The following is a 25390-nucleotide window of genomic DNA, read 5'->3' as shown; positions in this document are numbered from 1 at the left end:
TCCATCGCCCCGTCGTGCCATGCTGACCGAACCCCTCGTCGCCTTCACCCCCGACCCCGCGCCGGCCGCCGTGCAGCGGCTGGCCGCCGAAGCGCTGGCGCAGGGCGCGCGCGGCCTGATCGTCTGGGCAGCCGACGCCAACGGCCTTGCGCCCGCCGACGTCGACGCGTGGCTGGCGGGGCTGCCGGTGCCGGTGGCCGGCGGCGTGTTCCCGCAGCTGATCCACGGCGGCGAGAACCACGAGCGCGGCTACGTCGTCGTCGGCTGGCCCAGCGCCTTCGAGGTGGTGCACGTCGACGGCCTGTCGGGCGACGACACCGACGCTGCGGCGGCGCTGGCGCAGGCGCTGCCGGCGCCGGACGGCGTGGCCGCCGTGATGGTGTGGGTCGACGGGCTCGCGCCGCGCATCGCCGCCGCGCTGGACGCGGTGTACGACCAGTTCGGCAGCGACGTCACCTACTTCGGCGGCGGCGCCGGCAGCCTCAGCTTCCAGCCGCACCCGTGCCTGTTCAGCCGCGAGGGGCTGCGCGCCGACGCGCTGCAGCTGGTGCTGCTGCGCGAGCGGCTGGCGCTGGGCGTGGACCACGGCTGGCAGCCGCTGGCCGGCCCGTTCGTCGTCACCGGCGGCCACGGCCCGGTGATCGAGTCGCTCGACCACCGCCCGGCCTACGAGGTCTACCGCGCCGCGGTGCGCGGCGACGCCGGGCGCGACCCGGCGCCGGAAGGCTTCTTCGACGTCGCCAAGGGCTACCCGTTCGGGCTTGACAAGCCCGACGGCCGGCTGGTGGTGCGCGACCCGATCACCATCGAGGGCGGCGGCCTGCGCTGCGTCGGCGACGTGCCGCCGTACAGCCTGGTGCACCTGCTGCGCGGCGACCCGCAGGCGCTGGTGCAAGCGGCGGCGCGCGGCGCGCAGGCCCTGGCCGGCACGCGCGGGCCGGTGCTGGTGGCCGACTGCATCAGCCGCGTGCTGTACCTGGAGCAGCGCTTCGGCGAGGAGCTGGCCGCCATCCGCGCCGTCATCGGCGCGCGCGCGCTGGCCGGCGTGCTGACGCTGGGCGAGGTGGCCAACGGCGGCGACACCTGTCTGGAGTTCTACAACAAGACCATCGTGCTGGCCGCGCTGGCCGCCGACGCCGATGCCTGAACAGCTGCTGCGCCGCAACCTGGCGATCGTCTCGCTGCAGTACGAGCTGGCGCTGTCGATCGGGCAGGATCTGCACCTGGAGCCGATGCTGCGCCGCTTCGTGCCGACGGCGCTGAAGCTCCTGGGCGCGCGCGCCGGCGCGGTGTGGGAGGGCGACGCGGCGCCGGTGCTGGTCTACCCGGCACGCGTGCGCGAGCACCTGCCGCCGCCGCAGGACTGGCCGCCGCCGGCGCTGGGCGCGGCGCGGCCGGCGCACGACGGTGGCGTGTGGCAGCGCGCGGCGCTGCCGGGCTTCGGCTGGATCGCGTGGCTGCGCTCGCAACCGGTGGACGACGACGTCGAACGCGCGCTGCTGCCGATCTGGCAGCGGCTGGCGCTGGCCTGCCGCGCCTGCCGCCAGCACGAGCAGACCGAGGAGCTGCGCGCCCGCGCCGAGGCCGCCAATGTCGCGCGCGGGCAGTTCCTGGCCAACATGAGCCACGAGATCCGCACGCCGCTCAGCGGCGTGGTCGGCATGCTGGAGCTGGCGCTGGACCAGACCGCCGAGCCGGCGCTGCGCGAGACGCTGGCCACCGCGCTGGGCGCGGCGCGGCACCTGATCGACATCGTCAACGACATCCTGGACCTGTCCAAGATCGAGGCCGGCCGGCTGGAGCTGCGCGACGAACCGTTCGACCCGCGCGCGCTGCTGCGCGACATCGAGGGCGCGATGCAGGCCTCGGCGCGCCTGAAGGGCTTGACGCTGACGGTGCAGGGCGGCGAGGCGCTGCCGAGCCGCGTGCGCGGCGACGCCACGCGGCTGCGCCAGGTGCTGTTCAACCTGGTCGGCAACGCTATCAAGTTCACCGACCGCGGCGGCGTGACGCTCGTGGTGCGCGCCGAGCCGCAGCCGGACGGCCGCTGGCGCACCGAGTGGGCGGTGCACGACACCGGCATCGGCATCCCGCCGGCGCAGCTGGCGCGCATCTTCGACCCCTTCGTGCAGGGGGAGGGCGCCGCCAACCGCCGCTACGGCGGCACCGGGCTGGGGCTGGCGATCAGCCGCGAGCTGGTGCAGCGCATGGGCGGCGCGCTCACCGTGCAGAGCACGCCGGGGCAGGGCAGCACCTTCACCGTCACGCTGCCGCTGGCGCCGGCCGAACCGGCCCCGGACGCCGCCGCCCCGCCCGCCGCGGCGCCGGCGCCCGCCGGCGAGGAGGACGAGGGCGCGCTGCCGCTGGACATCCTGGTGGCGGAGGACCACCCGGTCAACCGCCGCGTGATCGAGGCGCTGCTGACGCGCGCCGGCCACCGCGTCACCTTCGCCGACGACGGCCGCGCCGCGGTGGCGCTGGCGCAGCAGCGCGCCTTCGACCTCGTGCTGATGGACATGCAGATGCCGGAGATGGACGGCCTGCAGGCCACCGAGGCGCTGCGCCGCTGGGAGGCCGCGCAGCCGGACCGCGCGCCGCTGCGCATCGTCGCGCTGACCGCCAACGCCTTCGGCGAGGACCGCGAGCGCTGCCTGGCGGCCGGCATGGACGGCTTTCTGGCCAAGCCGATCGAGCGCGCCGCGCTGCAGCAGGTGCTGGCCGACGCTCAGCGCGCAAAGCGCCGCCGCGTCAGCGCCAGCGCCACCCAGAACGCCGCGAGCGCATAGCCGGCCAGCACCGCCACGTGCCGCGCCGCGTCGGCCGGCCAGTGGTCGAGGAAGAGCGGGCGCACCAGCTGCACCGCGTGCGTCAGCGGCAGCGCCTCGCCGACCGCCTGCACCCAGCCGGGCAGCTGCTCGCGCGGGAAGAACACGCCCGAGACGAACATCATCGGCGTCAGGAACAGCGTGAAGTAGTAGGTGAAGAAGTCGTAGCCCCTGGCCAGCGCGTTGAAGATCAGCGCTAGGCTCGCGAACGTCACGCCGGTCAGCGCCAGCACCGCCCACGCCAGCACGAGCTTGGGGCTGTGGCCGATGCCCAGCAGCAGCATCACCAGCAGGATCGCGCTGGCGGTGAACAGCGCCTTGAACGCCGCCCACAACATCTCCGCCAGCACGATGTCGTCCAGCGTCACCGGGGCGTTGAGGATGCCGTCCCAGGTGCGCTGCACGTGCATGCGCGAAAACGCCGAATACAGCGCCTCGAAGGTGGCGGCGTTCATCGTGCTCATGCAGACGCTGCCGCTGGCCAGGAACACCAGGTACGGCACCGGCTGCGCGCCGCCGCCGGGCAGGGGCAGCGTGACGCTGCCGACCAGCGCGCCCATGCCATAGCCGAACGCCACCAGCCAGATCAGCGGCTCGGCGATGTTGCCGACCAGGCTCGGGATCGCCAGCTTGCGCCACACCAGCAGGTTGCGCTGCCACACGGCCACGAAGCGCGTGCTGGCCCGCGGCGGGGCCCAGTAGGCGGGGTGGAAGGCGTCACGCATCGGGGTCATCCTTCGGCGCGGATCTGCCGGCCGGTCAGGCGCAGGAACAGATCCTCCAGGTTGGCCGGGCGGTGCAGCAGCCGCAGCTGTGGCCGCCCCGCCAGTCGCGCCAGCAGCGGGCGCGCGTCGCGGGTGTAGAGGAAGGTCGTCTCGCCGTGCGTCTCGACGCGGCCGGCCAGCGCGCGCGCCTCGTCGTCCAGCAGCGCGGCCACGTCCGGCTGGCCCTGCTCGCCGTACAGCTCGATCACCTCCGGCTCCAGATGCTGCGCGATCAGCGCGCGCGGGGCGCCTTCGGCGATGCGCCGGCCGTGGTCGACGATCACCAGCCGGTGGCACAGCCGCTCGGCCTCGTCCATGAAGTGCGTCGTCAGCAGGATGCTCTTGCCCTGCTGCAGCAGGCGCTGCAGCCGCTCCCACATCAGGTGGCGCGCCTGCGGGTCCAGCCCCGTGGTCGGCTCGTCCAGCAGCAGCAGCGCCGGGTCGTTGACCAGCGCGCGCGCCAGGCTCAGGCGCCGGCGCATGCCGCCGGAGAGTTCCCCAGGGCGCGCGTCGGCCTTGTGCGAAAGCGCCGCGAACTCCAGCAGCGGCCCGATGCGCGCGCGTAGCGGCGCGTCCGGCAGGCCGAAGTAGCGCCCGTAGACCAGCAGGTTCTCGGCGCAGGTGAAGTCCGGGTCCAGCGTGTCGAACTGCGCCACCACGCCCAGCCGCGCCTTGATCGCGCGCGCCTGCTGCGGCATCGGCAGGCCGAACACGCGCACCGAGCCGGCGTCCGGCGCCACCTGCCCCAGCGCCATGCGCAGCGTGGTCGTCTTGCCCGCCCCGTTGGGCCCGAGCAGCCCGACGCACTCGCCCGGCTCGATCGAAAACGACAGGTCTTCCACCACGGCGCGCCCGCCGTAGTGCTTGGTCAGCCCGTCGATCTGCAGCAAAGCCTCGGTCATGGGTGGATTGTGCCGCGGTCCGATGCTGCCAATTGCTAGACTCCGGGGCGGAGGTCCCGAGGCCACATGCCCACACTGAACTGGATCGGCAAAGAAGCCGTCGTCAAGCATCACAAGGAAGTGCCCTTCCGCCTCCTGGAGCCGGTGCCGGAACTCTCCTGCGGCGATGCCGGTAGCGGCAACCTCATCGTGCAGGGCGACAACCTCCATGCGCTCAAGGCCCTGCTGCCGCGCTATGCCGGCCAGGTGAAGTGCATCTACATCGACCCGCCCTACAACACCGGCAACGAGGGCTGGGTCTACAACGACAACGTCAACAGCCCGGAGATTCGCCGCTGGCTGGGCGAGGTGGTGGGCAAGGAAGGCGAGACGCTGGACCGGCACGACCGCTGGCTGTGCATGATGTACCCGCGCCTCGTACTGCTGAAGCAATTCCTCCGTGAGGACGGCGCGATCTTCGTGTCCATCGACGACAACGAGGTGGCGACGCTGCGCTTGTTGATGGACGAGATATTTGGAGCGAAGAACTTCGTGGCGACAGTCCTGTGGCAGAAGGTCTATTCGCCGAAGAACTCGGCACGTCATCTTTCTGAAGATCACGACTACATCGTCATCTACGCAGCCAAGGCCGACGCGTGGAAACCGAATCTGTTGCCGCGCACGGAAGAACAAAACGCAGCGTACAAAAATCCGGACAAGGACCCGCGCGGCGTATGGAAAACCAGTGATTTGTCGGCGCGCAACTATTACTCGGCGGGAACGTACTCGATCACCTGCCCCTCTGGGCGAGTGATTGAAGCTCCACCCAAGGGAATGTATTGGCGGGTTTCAAAGGAAAAGTTCGAGGAACTGGACCGCGACAACCGCATCTGGTGGGGCAAGGATGGCAATGCCATTCCGCAGATCAAGCGCTTCCTGCACGAAGTCAAGGATGGTCGGGTGCCGCAGACCATGTGGTTTTATCAAGAGGTCGGCCATACGCAGGAAGGCAAGAAAGAACTGCTCGAACTGGTCGACTTCAACACGTCTGACGACGTTTTCATCACGCCGAAACCCACCCGGCTCATTCAGCGCATCCTGCAGATCGCCACCGACAAGGACTCCATCGTCCTCGACAGCTTTGCCGGTTCTGGCACGACTGGCCACGCCGTGCTCAAGCAGAACATTGAGGACGGCGGCAATCGCCGCTTCATCCTCGTCGAAATGGACGAGGCCATCGCCCGCACCGTCACCGCCGAGCGGGTGCGGCGGGTGGCGCAGGGCTACACCAACGCCAAAGGACAAGCCGTAGAGGGGCTCGGCGGCGGCTTCCAGTTCTGCCGCCTGTCCACCGAACCCCTGTTCGACGCCAACGGCCAAATCCGCAGCGATGTGAGCTTCGCGCAACTGGCCGAGTTCGTCTGGTTCGCCGAGACCGGCACCGGCTACACGGGCCAGGCTGATTCGCCGCTGCTCGGTGTGCACGAGGGCCGCGCGATCTACCTGCTCTACAACGGCATCCTCAAGGACAAATCGGTTGCCGGCGGCAATGTGCTCACTGGCGCGGTGCTGGACGTTTTGCCGCCGTTTGCCGGTCCCAAGGTGATCTACGCCGCCGCCTGCCGCCTGGGCGGCGCGCGGCTGGCGCGCGAGGGCATCACCTTCAAGCAAACGCCTTATGCGCTGGCGGTGTAGCATAGCCCTGAACCCTGTTACCCGCGTGAGGAGTACGCCATGAGTACCGCAGAAATCATCGAGCGCGCCCTGCATTTGACGGCATCAGAACGCTATGCCTTGATTGAGCTGCTGCATCAAAGTCTCGACAAGCCCGATCCAGCGGTGGATCGGGTTTGGCAGGAAGAGGCATTGCGTCGCTTGCAGGCTTACGACGAAGGCCGGCTCGAGTGCGTTTCGATGGAAGAGGCCTTCAAGGACTTGTGATGGAGCTTGTTTTCGCCAAGGTGGCCCGCGCGGAAATGGCCGAGGCCAAGCGTTTCTACGAGTGGCAGCAACGTGGCTTGGGCGCGGCTTTTCAGCACGAGGCCATGGTGTCCGCCAGGCGCATTCTGGAACGCCCCTTGGCTTGGCAAGTCGAGATCGATCCGGTGCGGCGGTTTGTGTTCAACCGCTTCCCTTACAAAATGCTTTACGTGGTTCGTGGCGAACGCATCGTTGTGTTGGCAGTCGCCCACCAGCACCGCAATCCGGAATATTGGATCGATCGCATCGACCGCCATGAATAACTTCGCAGCGAAACGCTACCAACAGCGGGGGCTCGACGTGCTGCCGCCGTTTGCCGGCCCCAAGGTGATCTACGCCGCCGCCTGCCGGCTAGGCAGCGCGCGGCTGACGCGCGAGGGCATCACCTTCAAGCAAACGCCTTATGCGCTGGCGGTGTGAGCATGGGGCCACAGCGCAAGGTCATCCTCATCGCCGGGCCGAACGGGGCGGGAAAAACCACGTTTGCGCGCGAGTTTCTGCCCAACGAGGCAAGCTGCCCGACTTTCGTGAATGCCGATTTGATCGCTGCGGGGCTCGCCCCCTTTGCGCCGCAGACGGCCGCCGTGCAGGCCGGGCGGCTGATGCTGGAGGAGCTGGAGCGGCATTTCCGGGCAGGGCGCAGCTTCGCGTTCGAGACGACGCTGTCGGGCCGGGCGTATCTGCGCCATATCCGGCGCTGGCAGCAGGCGGGCTATTGGGTGGAGCTGATCTTCCTGCAGCTTGGCAGCGCCGACGAGGCGGTGGGGCGCGTGCAGCAGCGCGTGCGGCAGGGCGGCCATGACATCCCAGAGCCGGTGATCCGACGCCGTTTCGAGGCCGGGCTGGCCAATTTCCGTCAACACTACGCGCCGGCGGTGGATGCCTGGGCCTTGTATGACAACTCGGGCGAGTTGCCGGTATTGCTGGACTGGAGCGAACGATGAACGGCAAGACGATCGATCAGGCCAAGAGCGCGGATTTGCGGGGTTCGTGGCCGGCCCTGCTGCGGGCGGCGCGGCGGGCGCGCGAGCTGGCGGCGCAGACGGGGACCGAGCTTATCGTCATGCGTGATGGCGTGCTGCAACGCATCCGGCCGCAGCCGAACGAGGGCGCGACGCCTTCTGCCACGCCCGAGGGCAGGCCATGACGACCTTCGCGCCGAAGACTTACCAGCAGCAGGTGCTCGACAGTGTGGCGGCCTATTTCCAGGCCTGCCACGCGTTGCCCTCGCCCTCGGTGGCCTTCACTGCCACGACCGAGCGCCTGTGGGGACGTGGCAACCCGTATCACCCGCTGGTGGGCTTTCCGCCCGACATGCCGTACTTCTGCCTGCGCGTGCCCACGGGCGGCGGCAAGACCTGGCTGGCGGCAAAAAGCGTTCAGCTCGTGAACTCGCATCTCCTGCGCTGCGAGCACAGCGTGATCCTGTGGCTAACCCCCAGCAAGCCCATCCGCGAGCAGACGCTGAAGGCGCTGAAAGACCGCGGCCATCCCTACCACGCCGCGCTGCGCGAGGCGGGGCCGGTGACGGTGCTGGATTTGGAGGAGGCCAAGGGCGTCACCCGCGCCACGCTGGATACGTCCACCACGATCATCGTCGCCACCCGGCAGGCGTTCCAGGTGGAGGACGAGGAATCGCGCAAGGTGTATCAGAGCAGCGGCGCGTTGATGCACCATTTCGACCACCTCTCGCCGGCACAGCGCGAGGCGCTCCTGACCGAAGGCGAGGGCGGCGAGCGCACCACGCCCTATTCGCTGGCCAACGTGCTGAGGCTGCGCCGGCCGTTCGTCATCGTCGATGAGGCGCACAACAGCCGCACCGAGCTCGCTTTCGACATGCTGGCGCGCTTTCGCCCCAGCGGGGTCATGGAGCTGACCGCCACGCCCGACCTGACACGCACGCCCAGCAACGTGCTGCACAGCGTCTCGGCCGCCGAACTGAAGGCAGAGGAGATGATCAAGCTGCCCGTGGTGCTGGAGACGGAGCCCAACTGGCAGCAGTGCCTGGCCGATGCGATTGCCCGGCGCGAGGCGCTGCAAAAGCTCGCGGACGAAGAACGCCGCTGCGGCGCCCCTTACCTGCGCCCCCTGGTGCTGATCCAGGCCGAACCGCGCCGCGCGGGCGTGGAAACGCTGGACGTGGAGCGCGTGAAGAACGAGCTGATCGCCAACCACGGCATTCCGGCCAGCGAAATCGCCGTGGCCACCGGCGAGGAGAAGGGGCTCGCGCAAATCGACGCCGACTACAAGCTGGGCATTGCCGACCCGGCCTGCCCGGTGAAGTTCGTCATCACCCAGAAGGCGCTGGCCGAAGGCTGGGATTGTCCGTTCGCCTACATTCTGGTGAGCATGGCGGAGCTCAAGTCGGCCACGGCGGTGGAGCAACTGCTTGGGCGCGTGTTGCGCCAACCCAGCGCCCGCCAGCGGCAGGCCAAGGCGCTGAACCAGTCCTATGCCTTCGTGGTGTCGCGCAATTTTGCCGAGACGGCCAGCGCCCTGCGCGACCGGCTGGTGGAAGGCGCGGGCTTCGAGCGACGCGAGGTGCGCGAGTTCGTCACCGCCGCGCTGCCGCAGCAGGCGTGGCTGGACCTGGAGAGCCATGCGGGCCGCGTGGTGCTTCACCCGGTCACAGTCACGCTGCCGGAAAAGCCCGATCTCAAGCAGGTGCCCAAGCCGGTACGCGACAAGGTGAGCTGGGACAGCACATCCAACACGCTCACCCTCACCGCGCCGCTTGCGGTAAACGAAGCCGAGGCGCTCAAGGCTGCGGTCACGTCCGCAGCGGCGGCTGCAGCAATTGAACAAGCTGCCGAAGTCAGCCGTACCACGGCGATCGAGTTCTTCCAGACGCCGGCCGAGCGGGGCGAGCGCTTTTGCGTACCGCAGCTGGCCTTGCGCGTGCAAGGTGAGCTGCAGCTTTTCGACGACCCAGAGGTGCTGGAGTATCCGTGGGACATCTCGCCCTACGATGCCGCGCCGACGCCCGACGATCTGCAGGCCCTGGGCGCGGCCTTGAAGGTCTCGGAGGGTGGCGAGATCGACATCGATGAGGGCGGACGCGTCGTCTCGCGTTTTCTGCCCGAGCTGCAGCGCGATCTGGGACTTGCCTATCGGCCCGAACACTGGGACGAGGTGCGCCTGGCTGCGTGGCTGTGCCGCAACCTGCCGGAGCCGTCGCTCACCCACGCGAACAAGCAGGCCTTTGTGGCCAAGTGGCTCACCGAGCTGCTGCGCCGGGAGGGCTTTACGCTGGCGCGCGCGAACCTGCAGAAGTTCCTGATCCGCAACCTGCTAGAGGCACGCATCCGCGAACTGCGCCGGCAGGCGGTGGGGCGGGCCTACCAGCAGACCTTGTTCGGCGAGGGCGCGGCGGACCGGGTGGCGGTGACCGATCAATACGCCTTCGAGTTCCATGCGCAGGCCTACGCCCCCAGCCGCGACTATGACGGGCGAACGTCACCCTATGGCCACTTCGACTTCCGCAAGCATTTTTACGGCCGCATCGGCGACTTCGACAGCAAGGAGGAGTTCGAGTGCGCCTGCCAGCTGGACATGTGGGCGCAGCAGGGCCGCATTCAGTTCTGGGTGCGCAACCTCGTTCGGCGCGAAGGCTGTTCGTTTTTCTTGCAAAAAGCCGACGGGCGCTTCTACCCGGACTTTCTGTGCCAGCTGCCGGGCGATGCCGGCCAGCCCGGCCCGGTTCTGGCGGTGGAGTACAAGGGCGCGGACCGCTGGGCCAGCGCCGAGGATGACCGGATGATCGGCGGCCTCTGGGCCAGCCTTTCTGGTGGGCGCTGCCGCTTCGTGATGGTCAAGGATCGGCGGTGGGACTGGATCGAGGCCGAACTGATCTGATCGGTGAGACCTTTCCAGGGGCAGTTTGCCGACAGTGCTAGCATCACTTTTTGACCCGGCGTTCGACAAGGCGCATTCGGCCCCCTTTGCTACGTCTGTGCTCGCTGTGCGGAGGGGCGCGGGGGGCGTCGGTTTCTCCCCATGCCCAGACCCTTCTCCGAATCTTTGTTCCTTGCTCTCCAACACGCCCTGCCCAAGCGCGCGCTGACCGAGCTGGCCGGGGCGCTGGCGCGCCGGCCGCTCGGGCCGGTGACGCAGGCGGCGATCCGCCGCTTCATCGCGCGCTACCGCGTGGACATGGCTGAAGCGGCGCAGCCCGACCCGGCCGCGTACGCGACGTTCAACGACTTTTTCACGCGCGCGCTGCGCCCGGATGCGCGGCCGCTGGCGGTGGCCGACCTGGTCTGCCCGGTGGATGGGGCGATCAGCCAGTGCGGCGCGATCGAGCGCGACCGCATCCTGCAGGCCAAGGGTCACGGCTACACGGTGGCGGCGCTGCTGGGCGGCGACGCGGCGCTGGCGGCGGCGTTTGCCGACGGGACGTTCGCCACGCTGTATCTCAGCCCGCGCGACTACCACCGCATCCACATGCCCTGCGCGGGGCGGCTGCAGCGCATGGTGCACGTGCCGGGGTCGCTGTATTCGGTCAACCCGGTGACGGCGCGCGGGGTGCCGGGGCTGTTCGCGCGCAACGAGCGCGTGGTGTGCCTGTTCGAGGGACAGCGCCCCGACGGGCGGCGCTTTCCGTTCGTGCTGGTGCTGGTGGGGGCGACGATCGTCGGCAGTATGGCCACCGTTTGGCACGGCGTCGTCAATCCGCCGCGCCCGGGTATCGCACAGCGCTGGGATTACGACGACCGCGAGATCGCCCTGGCGCAGGGGGCGGAGATGGGGCGTTTTCTGCTCGGCTCGACTGTGGTGGCGCTGTTCCCGCCGGGTGTCGCTGCCTTGGCGGCGGACTGGGCGCCAGGCCGCCCGGTGCGCATGGGCGAGGCGATGGGGACGTGGCGGCCCTGACGGCGCCGCCGGGCCGGCGTTGCCGTCCCTCCCCCGTCATTGGAATGCCACTTCGGCAAAGCTGCGCAGCTTGCGGCTGTGCAGCTGGTCCACGCCCGCCGCGCGCAGCCGCTCGATGGCGCGCAGGCCGATGCGCAGGTGCTGGTCGACGCGCTCGCGGTAGAAGCGGTCGGCCATGCCGGGCAGCTTGATGGCGCCGTGCAGCGGCTTGTCGCTGACGCACAGCAGCGTGCCGTACGGCACCCGGAAGCGAAAACCGTTGGCCGCGATGGTGGCCGATTCCATGTCCAGCGCCACGGCCCGTGATTGCGAGAAGCGCCGCTGCGGCAGGTTGTCCGGCAGCAGCTCCCAGTTGCGGTTGTCGGTGCTGGCAACGGTGCCGGTGCGCAGCACGCCTTTGAGTGCCGCTCCGTCCAGCCCGGTGACGTCGGCCACCGCGGCTTCGAGCGCCTGCTGGATTTCGGCCAGCGCCGGGATGGGCACCCACAGCGGCAGCTCTTCGTCCAGCACATGGTCCTCGCGCACATAGGCGTGGGCCAGCACATAGTCCCCCAATTGCTGGCTGGTGCGCAGCCCGGCGCAGTGGCCCAGCATCAGCCAGGCGTGCGGGCGCAGCACGGCGATGTGGTCGGTGGCGGTCTTGGCGTTGCTCGGCCCCACGCCGATGTTGACCAGCGTGATGCCGCTGCGGTCGGCGCGCACCAGGTGGTAGGCCGGCATTTGGGGCAAGCGCGGGGGCGGGCCGCCTTCGGGGCCTGCGAGTGCCGCGCGTTCCGCCGCCGGCAGGCCCGCCCGCCAGGTGACGACGTTGCCCGGCTCCACGAATGCGACGCAATCGCTGTCCGGGCGCTGCATCTCCGCCAGCCCCAGGCGCACGAACTCATCGACATAAAAGCCGTAGTTGGTGAACAGCACGAAGTTCTGGAACCACGCCGGCGAGGTGCCGCTGTAGTGGCGCAGTCGCTGCAGCGAATAGTCGATGCGCGCGCCGGTGAACAGCGCCAGCGGTTGGGGGGCGCCCGGCGGCGGGGTGTGCGTGCCGTTGGCGATGCCGTCGTCCATCGCGGTCAGGTCGGGCAGATCGAACACCTCGCCCAGGCGCGCGCGGTGCAGGGCGTCCAGCTCGCCCTCGAAGTGGGCGTCCTCCCCCAGCGCGAAGTGCACAGGGATGGGTTCGCTGCCCAGGCCGATTTCCAAGGGCGCGCCGTGGTTGTCCAGCAACAGGCGAAACTGCTCGCGCCAGTAATCCGCAAACAGGTCGGGGCGGGTCAGCGTGGTTTCGTAACGGCCCGGGCCGGCCACGAAGCCATAGCTCAGCCGCCCGCCGGTCCCGGGGCGCATGGGCGCCATGGCCCGCTGTGTGCGCACGCGCACGAAGGGGTAGGTGGCCCGCACCCGGGTCAATGCGGTATCCGGCGCCAGGGGGGTGCGTACATAATCGGCCAAGGCCTCCCGCAGAAAGCCCACCGCGGCGTCGTAGAGTCGGCGCACCTGCGCCACGGCGGCGTCGGGGTCGGTGAAGGCTTGCGGGGCGACGAAGGCAGGGGTTTCGGGGTTTCGGTCCATGGCGCGATTGTCGCGGGCCGGAAGCGGTTGCATAGGAGAGCACGCGCGCAAATGGTCGATTCCGTGGCGGTGACCGAGGTGTCCGGTGCGGCCCGCGCCCTGGCGGCGGCGCTGGGGTGCGGCTTGCTGGTCGGGCTGGAGCGCGAGCGCCGCAAGGGGCGGGGCGCGACGCGGGTGTTTGCGGGCATCCGCACCTTCGCGCTGGTGTGCGTGCTGGGTGCTGCGGCCGCGCTGACGGGCAGCGTCGGGCTGGTGCCGGTCGGGGCGCTGCTGGTGGCGGGCTTGGCCGTGGTGTCGCACTGGCGCGACCGCTCCCCCGATCCGGGCGCGACCACCGAAATCGCCTTGTTTCTGACCTACCTGATCGGCGTGCTGTGCGCCTGGAGCCTGCCCCTGGCGGCGGCCGTGGCGGTGGGGCTGACCGGCGTGCTGGCCGCGCGCGAGCGTCTGCACCGCTTTGCCCGGCAGTGGCTGCGGCCGTACGAGGTGCGCGACGGGATCATTCTGGCGGCGATCGTTCTGATCGCGCTGCCGTTGATGCCCGATCGCACCGTGGCCGGCGAGGGGCTCAACCCCTATCAGCTCACCCGGTTGCTGGCGCTGCTGCTGGCCATCCAGTCGCTGGCGCATCTGAGCCAGCGGCTGCTGGCCGCGCGGGAGGCGATCGCCTTGTCGTCGCTGGCGGCCGGTTTTGTCTCCAGCACCGCCACCATCGCCAGCTCCGGGCTGGCCGTGCGCGAGGGTCGCGCCGGTGCGCGGTTGATGGCCGGTGCGGGCTTGCTGTCGTGCGTGGCGACGCTGCTACAGATGGCGGTGATCGCCGCGGCGCTGCAGCCCGCCTGGCTGGCGTGGCTGTGGCTGCCCACCCTGGTCGGGGCCACGCTGGCCTTGGGGCTGGGGCTGTGGCTGGTTCAGGGGGCCCTGGCTGGCGCCAATGCGGGGGCCAACGCAGGGGCACCAGCCCCGGTCGATGGCGCGCAGGCGCAGCGCATGTTCAGCCTGCGCAACGCCGCCGTGGTGGCCGGCGTGCTGACCCTGGTGCAGGTGGGGGTGCATGGGCTGGGCCGCTGGCTGGGCCCCGTGGCCGAGTCCGCCGGCACGCTGCTCGCGGCGCTGTTCGACCTGCATGCGGCGCTGGCGGCCATCTTCGTGCAAGGCACGCCGCCGGCCTCCGGTGCGCCCGACCGGCTGGTCTGGACGCTGGCGCTGGCCTTGCTGGTCCATGCTGCCAGCAAAAGCGCGGTGGCCTGGGCGTCCGGGGGGCGCGACTACGCGCGTTGGCTGGTGCCCATGCTGTGGCTGCACACGCTGCCGGCCGTGGCGCTCATCCTCTGGACACCGGTTCGCGCAGGGTGACCAACTCCTCGGCGATCGTCGGGTGGATGCCCAGCGTGGCGTCGAACTGGGCTTTGGTGGCCCCGCAGCGCAGCGCCACGGCAAAGCCCTGCACGATTTCGCCCGCGTCCGGCCCGACCAGGTGCAGGCCCACCACCCGGTCGGAGGCGTCGTCCACCACGAGCTTGACCAGGGTGCGCTCCTCGCTGCCGCTGAGCGTGTGGCGCAGGGCGCGGAACTCGCAGCGGTAGATGCGCAAGCGCCCATACCGCTCGCGGGCCTGCGCCTCGGTCAATCCCACCGTGCCCACGTTGGGCGCGGTGAACACGGCGGTCGGGATCAGATCGTAGTGTGCGCTGCGCGGGGCGGCCCCCGGGGCCGGCCCGTACAGGTGATCGACCAGCGCCATGGCCTCGGCCAGCGCCACCGGGGTGAGCTGCACCCGCGCGGTCACGTCCCCCAGCGCGTATACGCTGGGGACGTTGGTGCGGTAGTGCTCGTCCACCACGATGGCCCCCTGCGCCCCCTGGGCGACGCCCAGCGCCTCCAACCCCAGTCCCTGGACATTGGGCACCCGCCCGGTCGCGTACAGGATGGCATCGGCCACCAGCCGGTTGCCATCTTCCAGCACCGCGTGCAGGCCGTCCGCTTCGCGGTGCACGGCCACCACGCCGGTTCGCAGGCGCAGATCCACCCCTTTTTTGCGCATCTCGCCGGCCAGAAAATGCCGAACCTCGTCGTCGAAGCCACGCAGGATCTGCTCGCCGCGGTACAACTGCGTCACCTGCGCCCCCAGGCCGTTGAAGATGGAGGCGAACTCGCACGCGATGTAGCCGCCGCCGACCACCACCAGCCGCTGGGGGAAGGGGTCGAGGTCGAACACCTCGTTGGACGTGATGACATGCTCGCGCCCGTGAAAATGCGGCACATGCGGGGTGCCGCCGGTCGCGATCAGGATGCGCTCGGCGCGCCACGTCTGGTGCCCCGGGGTGCCGTCGGCGTTCAGCGTGGCCAGCTCGATGGTGTGGGCGTCGCGCAGCCGGGCCCAGCCGCTCAGCACGGTGACCCCGCTGCTGCGCAGCAGCCGGTCGTACACCCCGTTCAGGCGGGCGATTTCGGCGGCGCGCCGGCGCTTGAGCTCGGCCCAGTCCAGCGCCGCCGCGCCGATTTGCCAGCCGTAGCCGCGCGCCTCCTCGAAGGCTTCGGCGTAGTGGGCCGCGTAGCTGTAGAGTTTTTTGGGGATGCAGCCCACGTTGACGCAGGTGCCGCCCAGTCCGTCCAGGCCCTGGGCCTCGGCCAGCGCGACGCGCACGCCGCGCTGCGCCGCCATGCGCGCGGCACGCACGCCGCCGCTGCCGCCACCGATGACGAAGAGATCGAAGTCGAAACCACCCATGTGCGCCATCCGTCTGTCGTTGCGTTGCCATCCTGGTCGTCAGGGCCCCGGCGGGGTTGGTGCCCCGACGGGGTCCGCCCTATGATGCCAGCAAAGACACCTGCCCAGGAGCTTGCCCGATGCCGACGCTGTCCCGACCCCTGTGTGGCATGAGGGGGCGCCTGTGCGCGCTGGCCGCCGCTGCGCTGCCGGCGGCGGTGGCCGCGCAAGCGGCCCCCGATGCGGCCCCGCCCGAGCCGCCCCCACGCACCGTGCAGGGCTATGTGATCGGTGCGGCGCTGGTGGACGGACGCGACCCGGTCGGGCAGTCCGCGCGAACCTCGACCCTGCAGCCGGTGTGGGGGCTGTGGGTGGGGCGTTTTCGCCTGTCCAGCGGGGGCGCGGCCACGCTGTGGGGGGTTGGACGCGAGGCGCTGGTCGACGCCGGGCTGAGCACCACCCTCGTCAGGCGGTCGAATGCGTCGCTGAGTGCGTCCCTGCGCTGGGACGAGGGGCGCGAGACCGACGAGGACGATCCCCTGCTGCGAGGGGCGTCACCCGTGCGCGGCACCCTGCGCGGCCGGCTGTCGCTGGGCTATGCGCCGGCGCCGCGCTGGAGTCTGTCCCTGGGGGTCAGCCAGGATCTGTTGGGCCGGGCCGGTGGCGCACAGGTGTCGGCCGGGCTGAGCTATCGGCATCCCGTGTCGGCGCGCACCCATTGGGACCTCGGCGGCAGCATCCGCGCCGGCAACACCACCTATCTGCGCACCGTCTACGGCCTGTCGCCGCCCGCCGCCGCCCGTGTCGGCCGGCAGCCCTACGAGCCGAGTGCCGGCGCCGAGGCGGTGCAGCTCGACTGGCGGCTGGTGTCCGCGCTGGACCGCGACTGGGTGGTGTACGGGGGCGTCGGCGTGTCGCGGCTGGTGGGGGCGGCGGCGCGCAGCCCGCTCGTCGGTGCCCGCCAGGTCTGGAGCGCCCAGATCGGCCTGGCCTACCGGCACTGACGTGGTCACCCGCGCCCCAGCACCCGGGCCAGATAGCGCCCGGTGTGGCTGTCGGGATGGGCGGCGACGGCCTCGGGCGTGCCGCAGGCCACCACCGTGCCGCCGCCCGCACCGCCCTCGGGCCCCATGTCGATGACCCAGTCGGCCGTCTTGATGACGTCCAGGTTGTGCTCGATGACGACGATGGTGTTGCCCGCGTCGCGCAACTGGTGCAGCACGCGCAACAGCAGTTCGATGTCCCCGAAGTGCAGCCCCGTGGTCGGCTCGTCCAGGATGTAGAGCGTGCGCCCGGTGTCGCGCTTGGACAGCTCCTGCGCGAGCTTGACGCGCTGCGCCTCGCCGCCGGAGAGGGTGGTGGCGCTCTGGCCCAGCCGCAGGTAGCCCAGCCCCACGTCCAGCAGCGTCTGCAGTTTGCGCTGCAGGGCCGGCACGGCGCCAAAAAAGGCGTGGGCCTGCTCCACGGTCAGGTCCAGGATCTCGGCGATGTTGCGCCCCTTGTAGCGCACCTCCAGCGTCTCGCGGTTGTAGCGTGCGCCGCCGCAGACGTCGCACGGCACATACACATCGGGCAGAAAGTGCATCTCCACCTTGACCACGCCGTCGCCCTGGCAGGCCTCGCAGCGCCCGCCCGCGACGTTGAAGCTGAAGCGCCCCGGGCCATAGCCACGCTCGCGTGCGGCGGGCGTTTCGGCCATCAACTCGCGGATGGTGGTGAACAGGCCGGTGTAGGTGGCCGGGTTGGAGCGGGGCGTGCGGCCGATGGGGCTTTGGTCCACGGCGATTACCTTGTCGAAGTGCTCCAGCCCCTCGATGGCGTCGAACGGCTCCGGCTCGTCGTGGCTGCGGTAGAGGTGGCGCGCCACCGCCCGCAGCAGCGTGTCGTTGACCAGGGTGGATTTGCCCGAGCCGCTGACGCCCGTGACGCAGGTGAACAGCCCGACCGGAAACGCCACCGTCACATCGCGCAGGTTGTGCCCGCGCGCGCCGATCAGGCGCAGGGCTGCCGTGGACGGCGCCGCCGGATCGCGCTGCCGGGTGCCGGCACGGTCCGCGCGGCCGGGCCAGCCGCCGGCGCGCCGGGGTGCGGCTGCCGCGCCATCCGCGGCGCCGGGTTGCGTTGGCTGCCACGGCGTGCGCCGCGCGGGCACCGGGATGCGCCGCCGCCCCGACAGATACTGCCCCGTCAGCGAGGCCGGTTCCGCCGCCACCACCTCCCAGTGGCCCTGGGCCAGCACCTGCCCGCCGTGCACGCCGGCGCCGGGCCCCAGGTCGATCAGGTGGTCGGCCGCCCGCATCATGTCCTCGTCGTGCTCCACCACGATGACCGTGTTGCCCAGATCGCGCAGCCGCTGCAGGGTGCCGATCAGGCGGTCGTTGTCGCGCTGGTGCAATCCGATGCTGGGTTCGTCCAGCACGTACATCACGCCGCTCAGGCCCGAGCCGATCTGGCTGGCCAGGCGGATGCGCTGCGCCTCGCCACCGGAGAGGGTGTCCGCGCTGCGCGCCAGCGTCAGGTAGGGCAGCCCCACGTCGTTCAAAAAACGCAGCCGGGACCGGATCTCGCGCACCACCTTGTCGGCGATCTCGGCACGCGCACCCTGCCACTGCAAACCCTCGAAGTACGCCAGCGCCTCGGCCAGCGTCATCTGGCCGATGGCGTGGATGTGGCGGCGCTGCGCCCCCTCGCCCAGATAGACCTGCAGCGCCTCGCGCCGCAGCCGGGTGCCGCCGCAGCCCGGGCAGGCGTGGGTGCTGCGGTAGCGGCCCAGCTCCTCGCGCACGGTGGGCGAGTCGGTGTCGCGCCAGCGCCGCTCGAAATTGGGCAGGATGCCCTCGAAGGGGTGGCGCTTGGTCACCCGCCGTCCGCCGTCGGCGCCGTACTGGAAGGCGATGGCCTCGTTGCCGCTGCCGTGTAGCAGCACGTGGCGCACGGTCTCGGGCAGGTCCTGCCACGGGGTGTCGGGGTCGAATCCATAGTGCGCCGCCAGGCTCTCGATCAGCGCGAAGTAGTGGGGGTTGCGCCGGTCCCAGCCCTTGATGGCGCCGCCGGCCAGGCTCAGCTCCGGAAATGCCACCACGCGCGCCGGGTCGAACAGCTCCACATGCCCCAGCCCGTCGCAGCGCGGACAGGCCCCTTGCGGCGCGTTGAAGGAGAACAGCCGCGGCTCGGGCGTGGCCTGGGTGTGGTCGCACACCGGGCAGGCGTAGCGTGCCGAGAAGGCGTGCAGCGCCTGCGTGTCCAGGTCCAGCGCGCGCGCCTTGCCATCGCCCACGCGCAGCGCCGCCTCCAGACTCTCGGCCAGCCGCTGGCGCGCGTCGGCCCGCACCTTCAGGCGGTCGATCACCACCTCCAGCGTCGCGCCCGGGCGCAGCAGGGCCGCGGCCTCGTCGCCCTCGGCCACCGTGCCATCGACGCGGAAGCGCACATAACCCTGGGCCTGCCAGCCCCGCAACGCGGCGGCCGGATCGTCCGCCTGCCCGGCAGGCAGCGGCGCCAGCAGCATCAGCCGCGTCTCGGCCGGCAGGGCCAGCAAGGCGTCCACCATCTGGCTCACCGTCTGCGCGCGCAGCGGCAGGTCGTGTTGCGGGCAGTGGGGCACGCCCGCGCGGGCGAACAGCAGGCGCAGATAGTCGTGGATCTCGGTCACGGTGCCCACGGTGGAGCGCGGGTTGTGGCTGGTGGCCTTTTGTTCGATCGCGATCGCGGGGCTCAGGCCCTCGATCAGGTCCACATCGGGCTTGTCCATGCGCTCCAGAAACTGCCGCGCATAGGCCGACAGGCTCTCGACGTAACGGCGCTGGCCCTCGGCGTACAAGGTGTCGAAGGCCAGGCTGGATTTGCCCGAGCCGGACAGCCCGGTGATCACCACCAGCGCGTGCTTGGGGATGTCCAAGTCCAGGTTGCGCAGGTTGTGCGTGCGCGCGCCGCGGATGCGGATCGCGCGGTCGGCCGGGGGCGGGGACGGCGGGGCAGACATGGGCGAGACGGACCAGGGTACCAAGAGTGAGGGCAACCGCGCATCATAGAACGCGGGTCCGCCCGGTGCCTTTGATACACTCACCGCCATGTTCGCTGTCCGCAGCACCTTCGACGCCCGCCTGGCTGCCGCCCTCAAGACCGGCCGCCGGGAGGCCTGGCCCTGGCGCAAGCCAACGACGCGCGCCTGATCCCCTCCGCGCGCACGCGCCGCTGCCGCCGCGCAGCCGGTTTGCCGTGCCGCCCCCCTGTGCCGGTTGCCACCCGCGCCAGCCCCCGTTGGACCCCCAGGCCGTGCCGGCCATCCCGCCCGGGACCGCCCGCCGGCCCGCCCCGCCAGGAGCCCCGTTGCCGTGATCACCGAACTGGAATTCCGCAGCCTCGCCGCCGAAGGCTACAACCGCATCCCGCTGATCGCCGAAGCCTTCGCCGATCTGGAAACCCCCCTGTCCCTCTACCTCAAGCTGGCCCACGCCACCCACGGCGGCCGCAACAGCTTTTTGCTGGAGTCCGTCGTCGGCGGCGAGCGCTTCGGCCGCTACAGCTTCATCGGCCTGCCGGCACGCACCTGGCTGCGTGCCTACGGCTTCGGCGAAGCCGCGCGGACCGAGGTCGTGCGCGACGGCACCGTCGTCGAGACACTGGGCGGCAACCCGCTGGATGCCATCGCCGCCTACCAGCAGCGCTTTCGCGTGGCGCTCAGCCCCGGGCTGCCGCGGTTTTGCGGCGGGCTGGCGGGCTATTTCGGCTACGACACCGTGCGCCACATCGAGCGCAAGCTCGTCGGTACCTGCCCGCCGGATCCGCTCGATCTGCCCGACATCCTGTTGCTGCAGACCGAGGAGCTGGCCGTCATCGACAACCTCTCGGGCAAGCTGTATCTGATCGTCTATGCCGATCCCGCCCAGCCCGAGGCCTACGCCAGCGCCAAGCGCCGCCTGCGCGAGCTCAAGGACCGCCTGCGCTACTCGGTCAGCGCCCCGTCCGTCAAGGCCGGCGACGCCTACCCCGAGCAGCGCGAGCGCGGCCAAGCCGATTTCTTGGCGGCCGTCGACGAGGCCAAGGCCCTGATCCAGCAGGGCGACTTCATGCAGATCGTGATCGGCCAGCGCATCCACAAGCCCTACCGGCACAGCCCGCTGAGCCTGTACCGCGCGCTGCGCTCGCTCAACCCCAGCCCGTACATGTACTACTACAACCTGGCCGGGGCCGATGCGCGCGGCAGCGACCTGCATGTGGTGGGCGCCTCGCCCGAAATCCTGGTGCGCCAGGAGCGCACCGACGAAGGGGTGAAGGTGACCATCCGGCCCCTGGCCGGCACCCGGCCGCGCGGCGCCACGCCCGAGAAGGACAAGGCCGCCGAGCAGGACCTGCTGGCCGATCCCAAGGAGCGCGCCGAGCATGTGATGCTGATCGACCTGGCGCGCAACGACATCGGCCGCATCGCGCAGATCGGCACCGTCAAGGTGACCGAGGCCTTCGCGGTGGAGCGCTACAGCCACGTCATGCACATCGTCAGCAATGTCGAGGGGCTGCTGCGCCCGGGCCTGACCAGCATGGACGTGCTGCGCGCCACCTTCCCGGCCGGCACGCTCACCGGCGCGCCCAAGGTGCACGCCATGGAGCTGATCGACCGGCTGGAGCCGACCAAGCGCGGCATCTACGGCGGCGCGGTCGGCTACCTGAGCTGGGCGGGCGACATGGACTTGGCCATCGCCATCCGCACCGGCGTCGTGCACGACGGTACGCTCTATGTACAGGCCGCCGCCGGTGTGGTGGCCGACTCCGTGCCGGAGCTGGAGTGGAAGGAAACCGAGCACAAGGCCCGCGCCCTGTTGCGCGCCAGCGAACTGGTCGAGGAGGGGCTGGAATGAACCGCATCAAGCTGCTGATGGTGGACAACTACGACTCGTTCACCTACAACCTGGTGCAGTACTTCGGCGAGCTGGGCGCCGAGGTGGAGGTGTTCCGCAACGACGAGGTCACGCTGGAGGGCATCGCCGAGCGCGCGCCGGACCGGCTGGTCATCTCGCCCGGGCCGTGCTCGCCGGCCGAGGCCGGCATCTCCGTGGCGGCGATCCGCCACTTCGCCGGCCGCGTGCCGATCCTGGGTGTGTGCCTGGGGCACCAGAGCATCGGCGCGGCGTTCGGGGGGCGCATCGTGCGCGCGCGCGAGCTGATGCACGGCAAGACCAGCCTCATCACCACCACGCAGGAGGGGGTGTTCGCCGGCCTGCCGCGCCAGTTCACCGTCAACCGCTACCACTCGCTGGCCATCGAGCGCGCCACGCTGCCGCCGGAGTTGACCATCACCGCCTGGTGTGACGACGGCGAGATCATGGGCGTGCGCCACCGCGAGCTGCCGGTGCAGGGCGTGCAGTTCCACCCAGAGAGCATCCTGACCGAGCACGGTCACGCGCTGCTGCGCAACTTTTTGCAGTCCCCCTGACCCCCCCCCCGACCCCCTTTGCCGTTCCGCCCTCCAGGAGACCCCTCATGCCCCACCGACACGTCATCACGCCGCAGGAGGCCCTGCAGCGCACCATCGAGCACCGCGAGATCTTCCACGACGAGATGCTGCACCTGATGCGCCTGATCATGAGCGGCGAAATCTCCCCGCTGATGACCGCCGCAATCATCACCGGTTTGCGCGTCAAGAAGGAAACCATTGGCGAGATCACCGCCGCTGCCCAGGTGATGCGGGAGTTTTCCACCAAGGTGCATGTGGAGGACACCACCCACCTGGTCGACATCGTCGGCACCGGTGGCGACGGGGCGCACACCTTCAACATCTCCACCTGCGCCATGTTCGTCGCGGCCGCGGCGGGCGCCAAGGTCAGCAAGCACGGCGGGCGCAGCGTCAGCAGCAAGTCCGGCAGCGCCGATGTGCTGGAAAGTCTGGGCGTCAACATCAACCTGCCGCCGGCCGCCATCGCGCAGTGCATCCGCGAGGTCGGCATCGGCTTCATGTTCGCGCCCAACCACCATCCGGCGATGAAAAACGTCGCCCCCGTGCGGCGCGAGATGGGCGTCAAAACCCTCTTCAACATCCTCGGCCCGCTGACCAACCCGGCTGGTGCTCCCAACATCCTGATGGGGGTCTTCCACGCCGATCTGGTCGGCATCCAAGTGCGGGCGCTGCAGCGCCTGGGCACCCAGCACGCGCTGGTTGTCTATGGCAAGGACGGCATGGACGAGGTCAGCCTGGGCGCCGCGACCATGGTCGGCGAGCTCAAGGACGGCGAGATCATCGAATACGACATCCACCCCGAGGACTTTGGGCTGGCCATGGCCAGCCACCGGGCCTTCCAGGTGAGCACGCCCGAGGAATCGCGCGCCCTGCTGCTGGCCGTGCTCGACGGTCAGGGCGGCCCGGCGGCCGATATCGTCGTCCTCAACGCCGGCGTGGCGCTGTACGCCGCCAATGTGACCGATTCCATCGAAGCCGGCATCGCCCGCGCCCGCGCAGCGCTCGCCAGTGGCGCGGCCAAGGCCAAGCTGGAGCAATTCGTCACGGCCGCGCACCGGCTGGGCGCGGAGGCGGCCGCATGAGCGACATCCTGCAGCGCATCTGCGCCACCAAGCGCGAGGAGGTGGCCGCCGCGGCCGCGCGGGTGCCGCTTGCGGCCGTGCGCGCGCAGGCCGAATCGAGCCTGCGCGACGACCCGCCGCGCGACTTTGCCGGCGCGCTGCGCGCCGCGCAGGCTGCCGGGCGCGCCGCCGTCATCGCCGAAGTCAAGAAAGCCAGCCCCTCCAAGGGCGTGCTGCGCGCCGACTTCGATCCGGCGGCGATCGCCGCCAGTTACGCCCGCCACGGCGCGGCCTGCCTGTCGGTGCTGACCGACGTGCCGTACTTCCAGGGCCACCCCGATTACCTTCGCCAGGCGCGCGCGGCCACGTCGCCGCTAGCGCTGCCAGCGCTGCGCAAGGACTTCCTCGTCGACCCCTACCAGGTCTGGGAGGCGCGCGCGCTCGGGGCGGATGCCATCCTGCTGATTGCGGCCTGCCTGGACGACGCGCAGATGGCCGACTTCGAGGCCATCGCGCTGGAACTGGGCATGGCGGTGCTGGTGGAGGTGCACGACGCCGCGGAGCTGGAGCGCGCCCAGCGCCTGCGCACGCCGCTCATCGGCGTCAACAACCGCGACCTGCGCACCTTCGAGGTCTCGCTGCAGACGACGCTGGACCTGCTGCCGCGGCTGGAGCCGGGGCGGCTGCTGGTGGCCGAAAGCGGCATCGCCACGCGCGACGACGTGCGCCGCCTGCGCGACGCCGGCGTGCCGGCCTTCCTGGTCGGCGAGGCGTTCATGCGCGCCGACGACCCCGGCGCGGCGCTGGCCGCGCTGTTCGGCGCATGAGCGGGACGGCGTCAGTGGCGCCGCTGGCGGCCGTGCCGGGCCTCACGGCCCACCACCAGCCTTGTCCTGGTGCCACCACCGGCTTCGTCTTCATCTGCCCGGGCCGCTTCGAGGCGCAGCGCGGCTACCCTTGCGCCGCGGGCACCGGGGCCAACCTGGCGCGCGCGCTGGCCGAGTTGCATCGCCGGGATGCGGTGCGGTTTGCGTCCCCGCACCGCGCCGACTATGTCGTCACCAATGCGTGGCCGCAGGTCGAATACCCGGCGCTCACCGGCCGCTCGGTGCCCACGGTGGCCGAAGTGCTGCAGCCGGCCAATCTGGAGCGGCTGGCCGCCGAGCTGGCCGGCCTGCGCTGGGTGGTGGCCTGCGGGGCGCAGGCCCATGCCGCCGTGCGCGCGTTGCGCGACGCGGGGCGACTGACGGCCGACATCGCCTGCGAGCGCCACCTGAGCCAGCGGTCCATCAACAGCATCCGCGCCTGCGCCGACACCGCCGGCCGCATCGCGCACTGGTGCGCTGCGGTGCTGCAACAATTTTCCCCAGGGGTCGAAAACGCGCCGCAAATCGTGGCATAATTTGGAGCTCTCGCCGGAGGGGTGCCCGAGTGGCTAAAGGGGGCAGACTGTAAATCTGTTGGCTTACGCCTACGTTGGTTCGAATCCAACCCCCTCCACCAGCGATACCGGTTGTGTTGGCAAGAGAGAAGGCGGTGACGGCCCGTGTCCGAATCAGGCGGGGTTCGACGCGGGAGTAGTTCAATGGTAGAACCTCAGCCTTCCAAGCTGATGACGCGGGTTCGATTCCCGTCTCCCGCTCCAATGCAGCGCCGGTGCTGGACTTGGTGAACGATTTGTTGCGACGGCCGCAAGGCGGTCGCAGGCCCATGTGGCTCAGTGGTAGAGCACTCCCTTGGTAAGGGAGAGGTCGGCAGTTCGATCCTGCCCATGGGCACCAACGCTGTTGTCCTGGCCCCACGTCGGGGCGTGTGAGTGAGTTCGGCAAACATCCATTCGGAGCTGTAACGATGGCAAAGGAAAAATTCGAGCGGACCAAGCCGCACGTCAACGTGGGCACGATTGGTCACGTGGACCATGGCAAGACGACGCTGACGGCGGCGATCACGACGGTGCTGGCGGCCAAGTACGGCGGGCAGGCCAAGGCGTATGACCAGATCGACGCGGCGCCCGAAGAAAAGGCGCGCGGCATCACCATCAACACCGCGCACGTCGAGTACGAGACGGCCAACCGCCACTACGCGCACGTCGACTGCCCGGGCCACGCCGACTACGTCAAGAACATGATCACCGGTGCGGCCCAGATGGATGGCGCCATCCTGGTCGTCTCCGCGGCCGACGGCCCCATGCCCCAGACCCGCGAGCACATCCTGCTGGCGCGCCAGGTGGGCGTGCCCTACATCATCGTCTTCATGAACAAGTGCGACATGGTGGACGAT

The 25390-nt window shown here is 70.3% G+C and carries 23 protein-coding genes and 3 tRNA genes; 21 read left to right on the top strand and 5 right to left on the bottom strand.

Annotated features, from left to right (window positions below; translation table 11 throughout):
* Positions 1–19: 19 nt before the first annotated feature.
* Positions 20–1147 carry an FIST signal transduction protein gene (locus A9O67_RS00400; protein ID WP_068606264.1) on the top strand — a complete coding sequence of 376 codons (1128 nt, stop codon included), beginning with the start codon at positions 20–22 and terminating at the stop codon, positions 1145–1147.
* Positions 1140–2786, top strand: coding sequence for an ATP-binding protein (locus A9O67_RS00395; protein ID WP_068606263.1), 1647 nt, complete (start codon positions 1140–1142; stop codon positions 2784–2786). Before A9O67_RS00400 ends, A9O67_RS00395 begins: the two co-directional genes overlap by 8 nt.
* On the opposite strand, the gene A9O67_RS00390 is transcribed toward A9O67_RS00395, so the two are convergent.
* Together A9O67_RS00390 and A9O67_RS00385 are read right to left on the bottom strand one after the other, a co-directional pair.
* Positions 2726–3550 (bottom strand): ABC transporter permease, encoded by an 825-nt coding sequence (locus A9O67_RS00390; RefSeq protein WP_068606262.1) that lies wholly within the window; start codon positions 3548–3550, stop codon positions 2726–2728. The genes A9O67_RS00395 and A9O67_RS00390 overlap by 61 nt on opposite strands.
* Before the next feature lie 5 nt (positions 3551–3555).
* A complete protein-coding gene (locus A9O67_RS00385; protein WP_068606261.1) occupies positions 3556–4491 on the bottom strand; it encodes an ATP-binding cassette domain-containing protein in 936 nt (311 codons plus the stop codon).
* A gap of 66 nt (positions 4492–4557) precedes the next feature.
* Between A9O67_RS00385 and A9O67_RS00380 the strand changes: the two genes are divergently transcribed.
* The 8 genes from A9O67_RS00380 (at position 4558) to asd (ending at position 11322) form a co-directional block, all read left to right on the top strand.
* Positions 4558–6165: a site-specific DNA-methyltransferase gene (locus A9O67_RS00380; protein ID WP_068606259.1), complete on the top strand. Its 1608-nt coding sequence runs from the start codon at positions 4558–4560 to the stop codon at positions 6163–6165.
* A gap of 39 nt (positions 6166–6204) precedes the next feature.
* On the top strand, positions 6205–6411 hold the full coding sequence (locus tag A9O67_RS00375; protein WP_068606257.1) for an addiction module protein: 207 nt from the start codon (positions 6205–6207) through the stop codon (positions 6409–6411).
* Complete coding sequence (locus tag A9O67_RS00370; protein ID WP_068606255.1) at positions 6411–6713, top strand: hypothetical protein; 303 nt, start codon at positions 6411–6413, stop codon at positions 6711–6713. The genes A9O67_RS00375 and A9O67_RS00370 overlap by 1 nt, the downstream gene beginning before the upstream one ends.
* Positions 6706–6870, top strand: a complete 165-nt coding sequence (locus tag A9O67_RS13285) for a hypothetical protein (protein ID WP_156682206.1) — start codon at positions 6706–6708, stop codon at positions 6868–6870. Before A9O67_RS00370 ends, A9O67_RS13285 begins: the two co-directional genes overlap by 8 nt.
* 2 nt (positions 6871–6872) lie before the next feature.
* Positions 6873–7394, top strand: coding sequence for an AAA family ATPase (locus A9O67_RS00365; protein WP_068606253.1), 522 nt, complete (start codon positions 6873–6875; stop codon positions 7392–7394).
* On the top strand, positions 7391–7597 hold the full coding sequence (locus A9O67_RS00360) for a hypothetical protein (protein ID WP_068606252.1): 207 nt from the start codon (positions 7391–7393) through the stop codon (positions 7595–7597). The genes A9O67_RS00365 and A9O67_RS00360 overlap by 4 nt, the downstream gene beginning before the upstream one ends.
* Positions 7594–10305, top strand: coding sequence for a DEAD/DEAH box helicase (locus A9O67_RS00355; RefSeq protein WP_068606250.1), 2712 nt, complete (start codon positions 7594–7596; stop codon positions 10303–10305). The genes A9O67_RS00360 and A9O67_RS00355 overlap by 4 nt, the downstream gene beginning before the upstream one ends.
* A gap of 141 nt (positions 10306–10446) precedes the next feature.
* On the top strand, positions 10447–11322 hold the full coding sequence (gene asd, locus A9O67_RS00350) for an archaetidylserine decarboxylase (protein WP_068606246.1): 876 nt from the start codon (positions 10447–10449) through the stop codon (positions 11320–11322).
* Between the two features lie 36 nt (positions 11323–11358).
* Here asd and A9O67_RS00345 read toward each other — a convergent pair whose 3' ends face one another.
* The gene (locus tag A9O67_RS00345) at positions 11359–12888 is read right to left on the bottom strand and encodes an AMP nucleosidase (protein ID WP_068606318.1); all 1530 of its coding nucleotides are present in this window, start codon (positions 12886–12888) and stop codon (positions 11359–11361) included.
* Positions 12889–12939: 51 nt separating this feature from the next.
* Between A9O67_RS00345 and A9O67_RS00340 the strand changes: the two genes are divergently transcribed.
* A complete protein-coding gene (locus tag A9O67_RS00340) occupies positions 12940–14244 on the top strand; it encodes an MgtC/SapB family protein (protein ID WP_068606244.1) in 1305 nt (434 codons plus the stop codon).
* Here A9O67_RS00340 and gorA read toward each other — a convergent pair.
* Positions 14213–15619 (bottom strand): glutathione-disulfide reductase, encoded by a 1407-nt coding sequence (gene gorA / locus A9O67_RS00335; RefSeq protein ID WP_068606316.1) that lies wholly within the window; start codon positions 15617–15619, stop codon positions 14213–14215. The genes A9O67_RS00340 and gorA overlap by 32 nt on opposite strands.
* Before the next feature lie 119 nt (positions 15620–15738).
* On the opposite strand from gorA, the gene A9O67_RS00330 reads away from it, so the two are divergent.
* Positions 15739–16602 (top strand): MipA/OmpV family protein, encoded by an 864-nt coding sequence (locus A9O67_RS00330; RefSeq protein WP_156682205.1) that lies wholly within the window; start codon positions 15739–15741, stop codon positions 16600–16602.
* A gap of 5 nt (positions 16603–16607) precedes the next feature.
* On the opposite strand, the gene uvrA is transcribed toward A9O67_RS00330, so the two are convergent.
* The gene (gene uvrA / locus A9O67_RS00325) at positions 16608–19580 is read right to left on the bottom strand and encodes an excinuclease ABC subunit UvrA (RefSeq protein WP_068606241.1); all 2973 of its coding nucleotides are present in this window, start codon (positions 19578–19580) and stop codon (positions 16608–16610) included.
* A 352-nt stretch (positions 19581–19932) separates the two neighbouring features.
* Between uvrA and A9O67_RS00320 the strand changes: the two genes are divergently transcribed.
* From A9O67_RS00320 to A9O67_RS00280, 9 genes are all read left to right on the top strand, one after another.
* Positions 19933–21453, top strand: a complete 1521-nt coding sequence (locus A9O67_RS00320; RefSeq protein ID WP_068606239.1) for an anthranilate synthase component I family protein — start codon at positions 19933–19935, stop codon at positions 21451–21453.
* Positions 21450–22028, top strand: coding sequence for an aminodeoxychorismate/anthranilate synthase component II (locus A9O67_RS00315; protein ID WP_068606237.1), 579 nt, complete (start codon positions 21450–21452; stop codon positions 22026–22028). Before A9O67_RS00320 ends, A9O67_RS00315 begins: the two co-directional genes overlap by 4 nt.
* A gap of 47 nt (positions 22029–22075) precedes the next feature.
* Entirely contained in the window at positions 22076–23131 is a 1056-nt protein-coding gene (trpD, locus tag A9O67_RS00310) for an anthranilate phosphoribosyltransferase (protein WP_068606235.1), read from the top strand.
* Entirely contained in the window at positions 23128–23937 is an 810-nt protein-coding gene (gene trpC / locus A9O67_RS00305) for an indole-3-glycerol phosphate synthase TrpC (RefSeq protein ID WP_068606233.1), read from the top strand. Before trpD ends, trpC begins: the two co-directional genes overlap by 4 nt.
* Positions 23934–24512 (top strand): hypothetical protein, encoded by a 579-nt coding sequence (locus A9O67_RS00300; protein ID WP_156682204.1) that lies wholly within the window; start codon positions 23934–23936, stop codon positions 24510–24512. The genes trpC and A9O67_RS00300 overlap by 4 nt, the downstream gene beginning before the upstream one ends.
* Before the next feature lie 15 nt (positions 24513–24527).
* Positions 24528–24613 (top strand) — tRNA-Tyr (locus A9O67_RS00295).
* 68 nt (positions 24614–24681) lie between these two features.
* Positions 24682–24755, top strand: a tRNA-Gly gene (locus A9O67_RS00290).
* Positions 24756–24816: 61 nt separating this feature from the next.
* Positions 24817–24891, top strand: a tRNA-Thr gene (locus A9O67_RS00285).
* Positions 24892–24961: 70 nt separating this feature from the next.
* A partial coding sequence (locus tag A9O67_RS00280) for a GTP-binding protein (protein WP_156682203.1) occupies positions 24962–25390 on the top strand: 429 nt, incomplete at its 3' end.

The organism is Tepidimonas fonticaldi (assembly GCF_001675355.1).
In the GTDB taxonomy this organism is placed as follows: Bacteria; Pseudomonadota; Gammaproteobacteria; order Burkholderiales; family Burkholderiaceae_C; genus Tepidimonas; species Tepidimonas fonticaldi.
Note: the sequence above shows the minus strand (reverse complement) of the source record. Positions and strands in the feature narration are given on the sequence as shown.

Coding starts and splice junctions, on each gene's coding strand:
- A9O67_RS00400 (WP_068606264.1), top strand. CDS start 20: ATGCTGACCGAACCCCTCGTCGCCTTCACCCCCGACCCCGCGCCGGCC.
- A9O67_RS13285 (WP_156682206.1), top strand. CDS start 6,706: ATGAATAACTTCGCAGCGAAACGCTACCAACAGCGGGGGCTCGACGTG.
- A9O67_RS00385 (WP_068606261.1), bottom strand. CDS start 4,491: ATGACCGAGGCTTTGCTGCAGATCGACGGGCTGACCAAGCACTACGGC.
- A9O67_RS00375 (WP_068606257.1), top strand. CDS start 6,205: ATGAGTACCGCAGAAATCATCGAGCGCGCCCTGCATTTGACGGCATCA.
- trpC (WP_068606233.1), top strand. CDS start 23,128: ATGAGCGACATCCTGCAGCGCATCTGCGCCACCAAGCGCGAGGAGGTG.
- A9O67_RS00340 (WP_068606244.1), top strand. CDS start 12,940: ATGGTCGATTCCGTGGCGGTGACCGAGGTGTCCGGTGCGGCCCGCGCC.
- A9O67_RS00365 (WP_068606253.1), top strand. CDS start 6,873: ATGGGGCCACAGCGCAAGGTCATCCTCATCGCCGGGCCGAACGGGGCG.
- asd (WP_068606246.1), top strand. CDS start 10,447: ATGCCCAGACCCTTCTCCGAATCTTTGTTCCTTGCTCTCCAACACGCC.
- A9O67_RS00395 (WP_068606263.1), top strand. CDS start 1,140: ATGCCTGAACAGCTGCTGCGCCGCAACCTGGCGATCGTCTCGCTGCAG.
- A9O67_RS00330 (WP_156682205.1), top strand. CDS start 15,739: ATGCCGACGCTGTCCCGACCCCTGTGTGGCATGAGGGGGCGCCTGTGC.
- A9O67_RS00380 (WP_068606259.1), top strand. CDS start 4,558: ATGCCCACACTGAACTGGATCGGCAAAGAAGCCGTCGTCAAGCATCAC.
- A9O67_RS00315 (WP_068606237.1), top strand. CDS start 21,450: ATGAACCGCATCAAGCTGCTGATGGTGGACAACTACGACTCGTTCACC.
- A9O67_RS00370 (WP_068606255.1), top strand. CDS start 6,411: ATGGAGCTTGTTTTCGCCAAGGTGGCCCGCGCGGAAATGGCCGAGGCC.
- A9O67_RS00355 (WP_068606250.1), top strand. CDS start 7,594: ATGACGACCTTCGCGCCGAAGACTTACCAGCAGCAGGTGCTCGACAGT.
- A9O67_RS00360 (WP_068606252.1), top strand. CDS start 7,391: ATGAACGGCAAGACGATCGATCAGGCCAAGAGCGCGGATTTGCGGGGT.
- trpD (WP_068606235.1), top strand. CDS start 22,076: ATGCCCCACCGACACGTCATCACGCCGCAGGAGGCCCTGCAGCGCACC.
- A9O67_RS00390 (WP_068606262.1), bottom strand. CDS start 3,550: ATGCGTGACGCCTTCCACCCCGCCTACTGGGCCCCGCCGCGGGCCAGC.
- A9O67_RS00300 (WP_156682204.1), top strand. CDS start 23,934: ATGAGCGGGACGGCGTCAGTGGCGCCGCTGGCGGCCGTGCCGGGCCTC.
- uvrA (WP_068606241.1), bottom strand. CDS start 19,580: ATGTCTGCCCCGCCGTCCCCGCCCCCGGCCGACCGCGCGATCCGCATC.
- gorA (WP_068606316.1), bottom strand. CDS start 15,619: ATGGGTGGTTTCGACTTCGATCTCTTCGTCATCGGTGGCGGCAGCGGC.
- A9O67_RS00345 (WP_068606318.1), bottom strand. CDS start 12,888: ATGGACCGAAACCCCGAAACCCCTGCCTTCGTCGCCCCGCAAGCCTTC.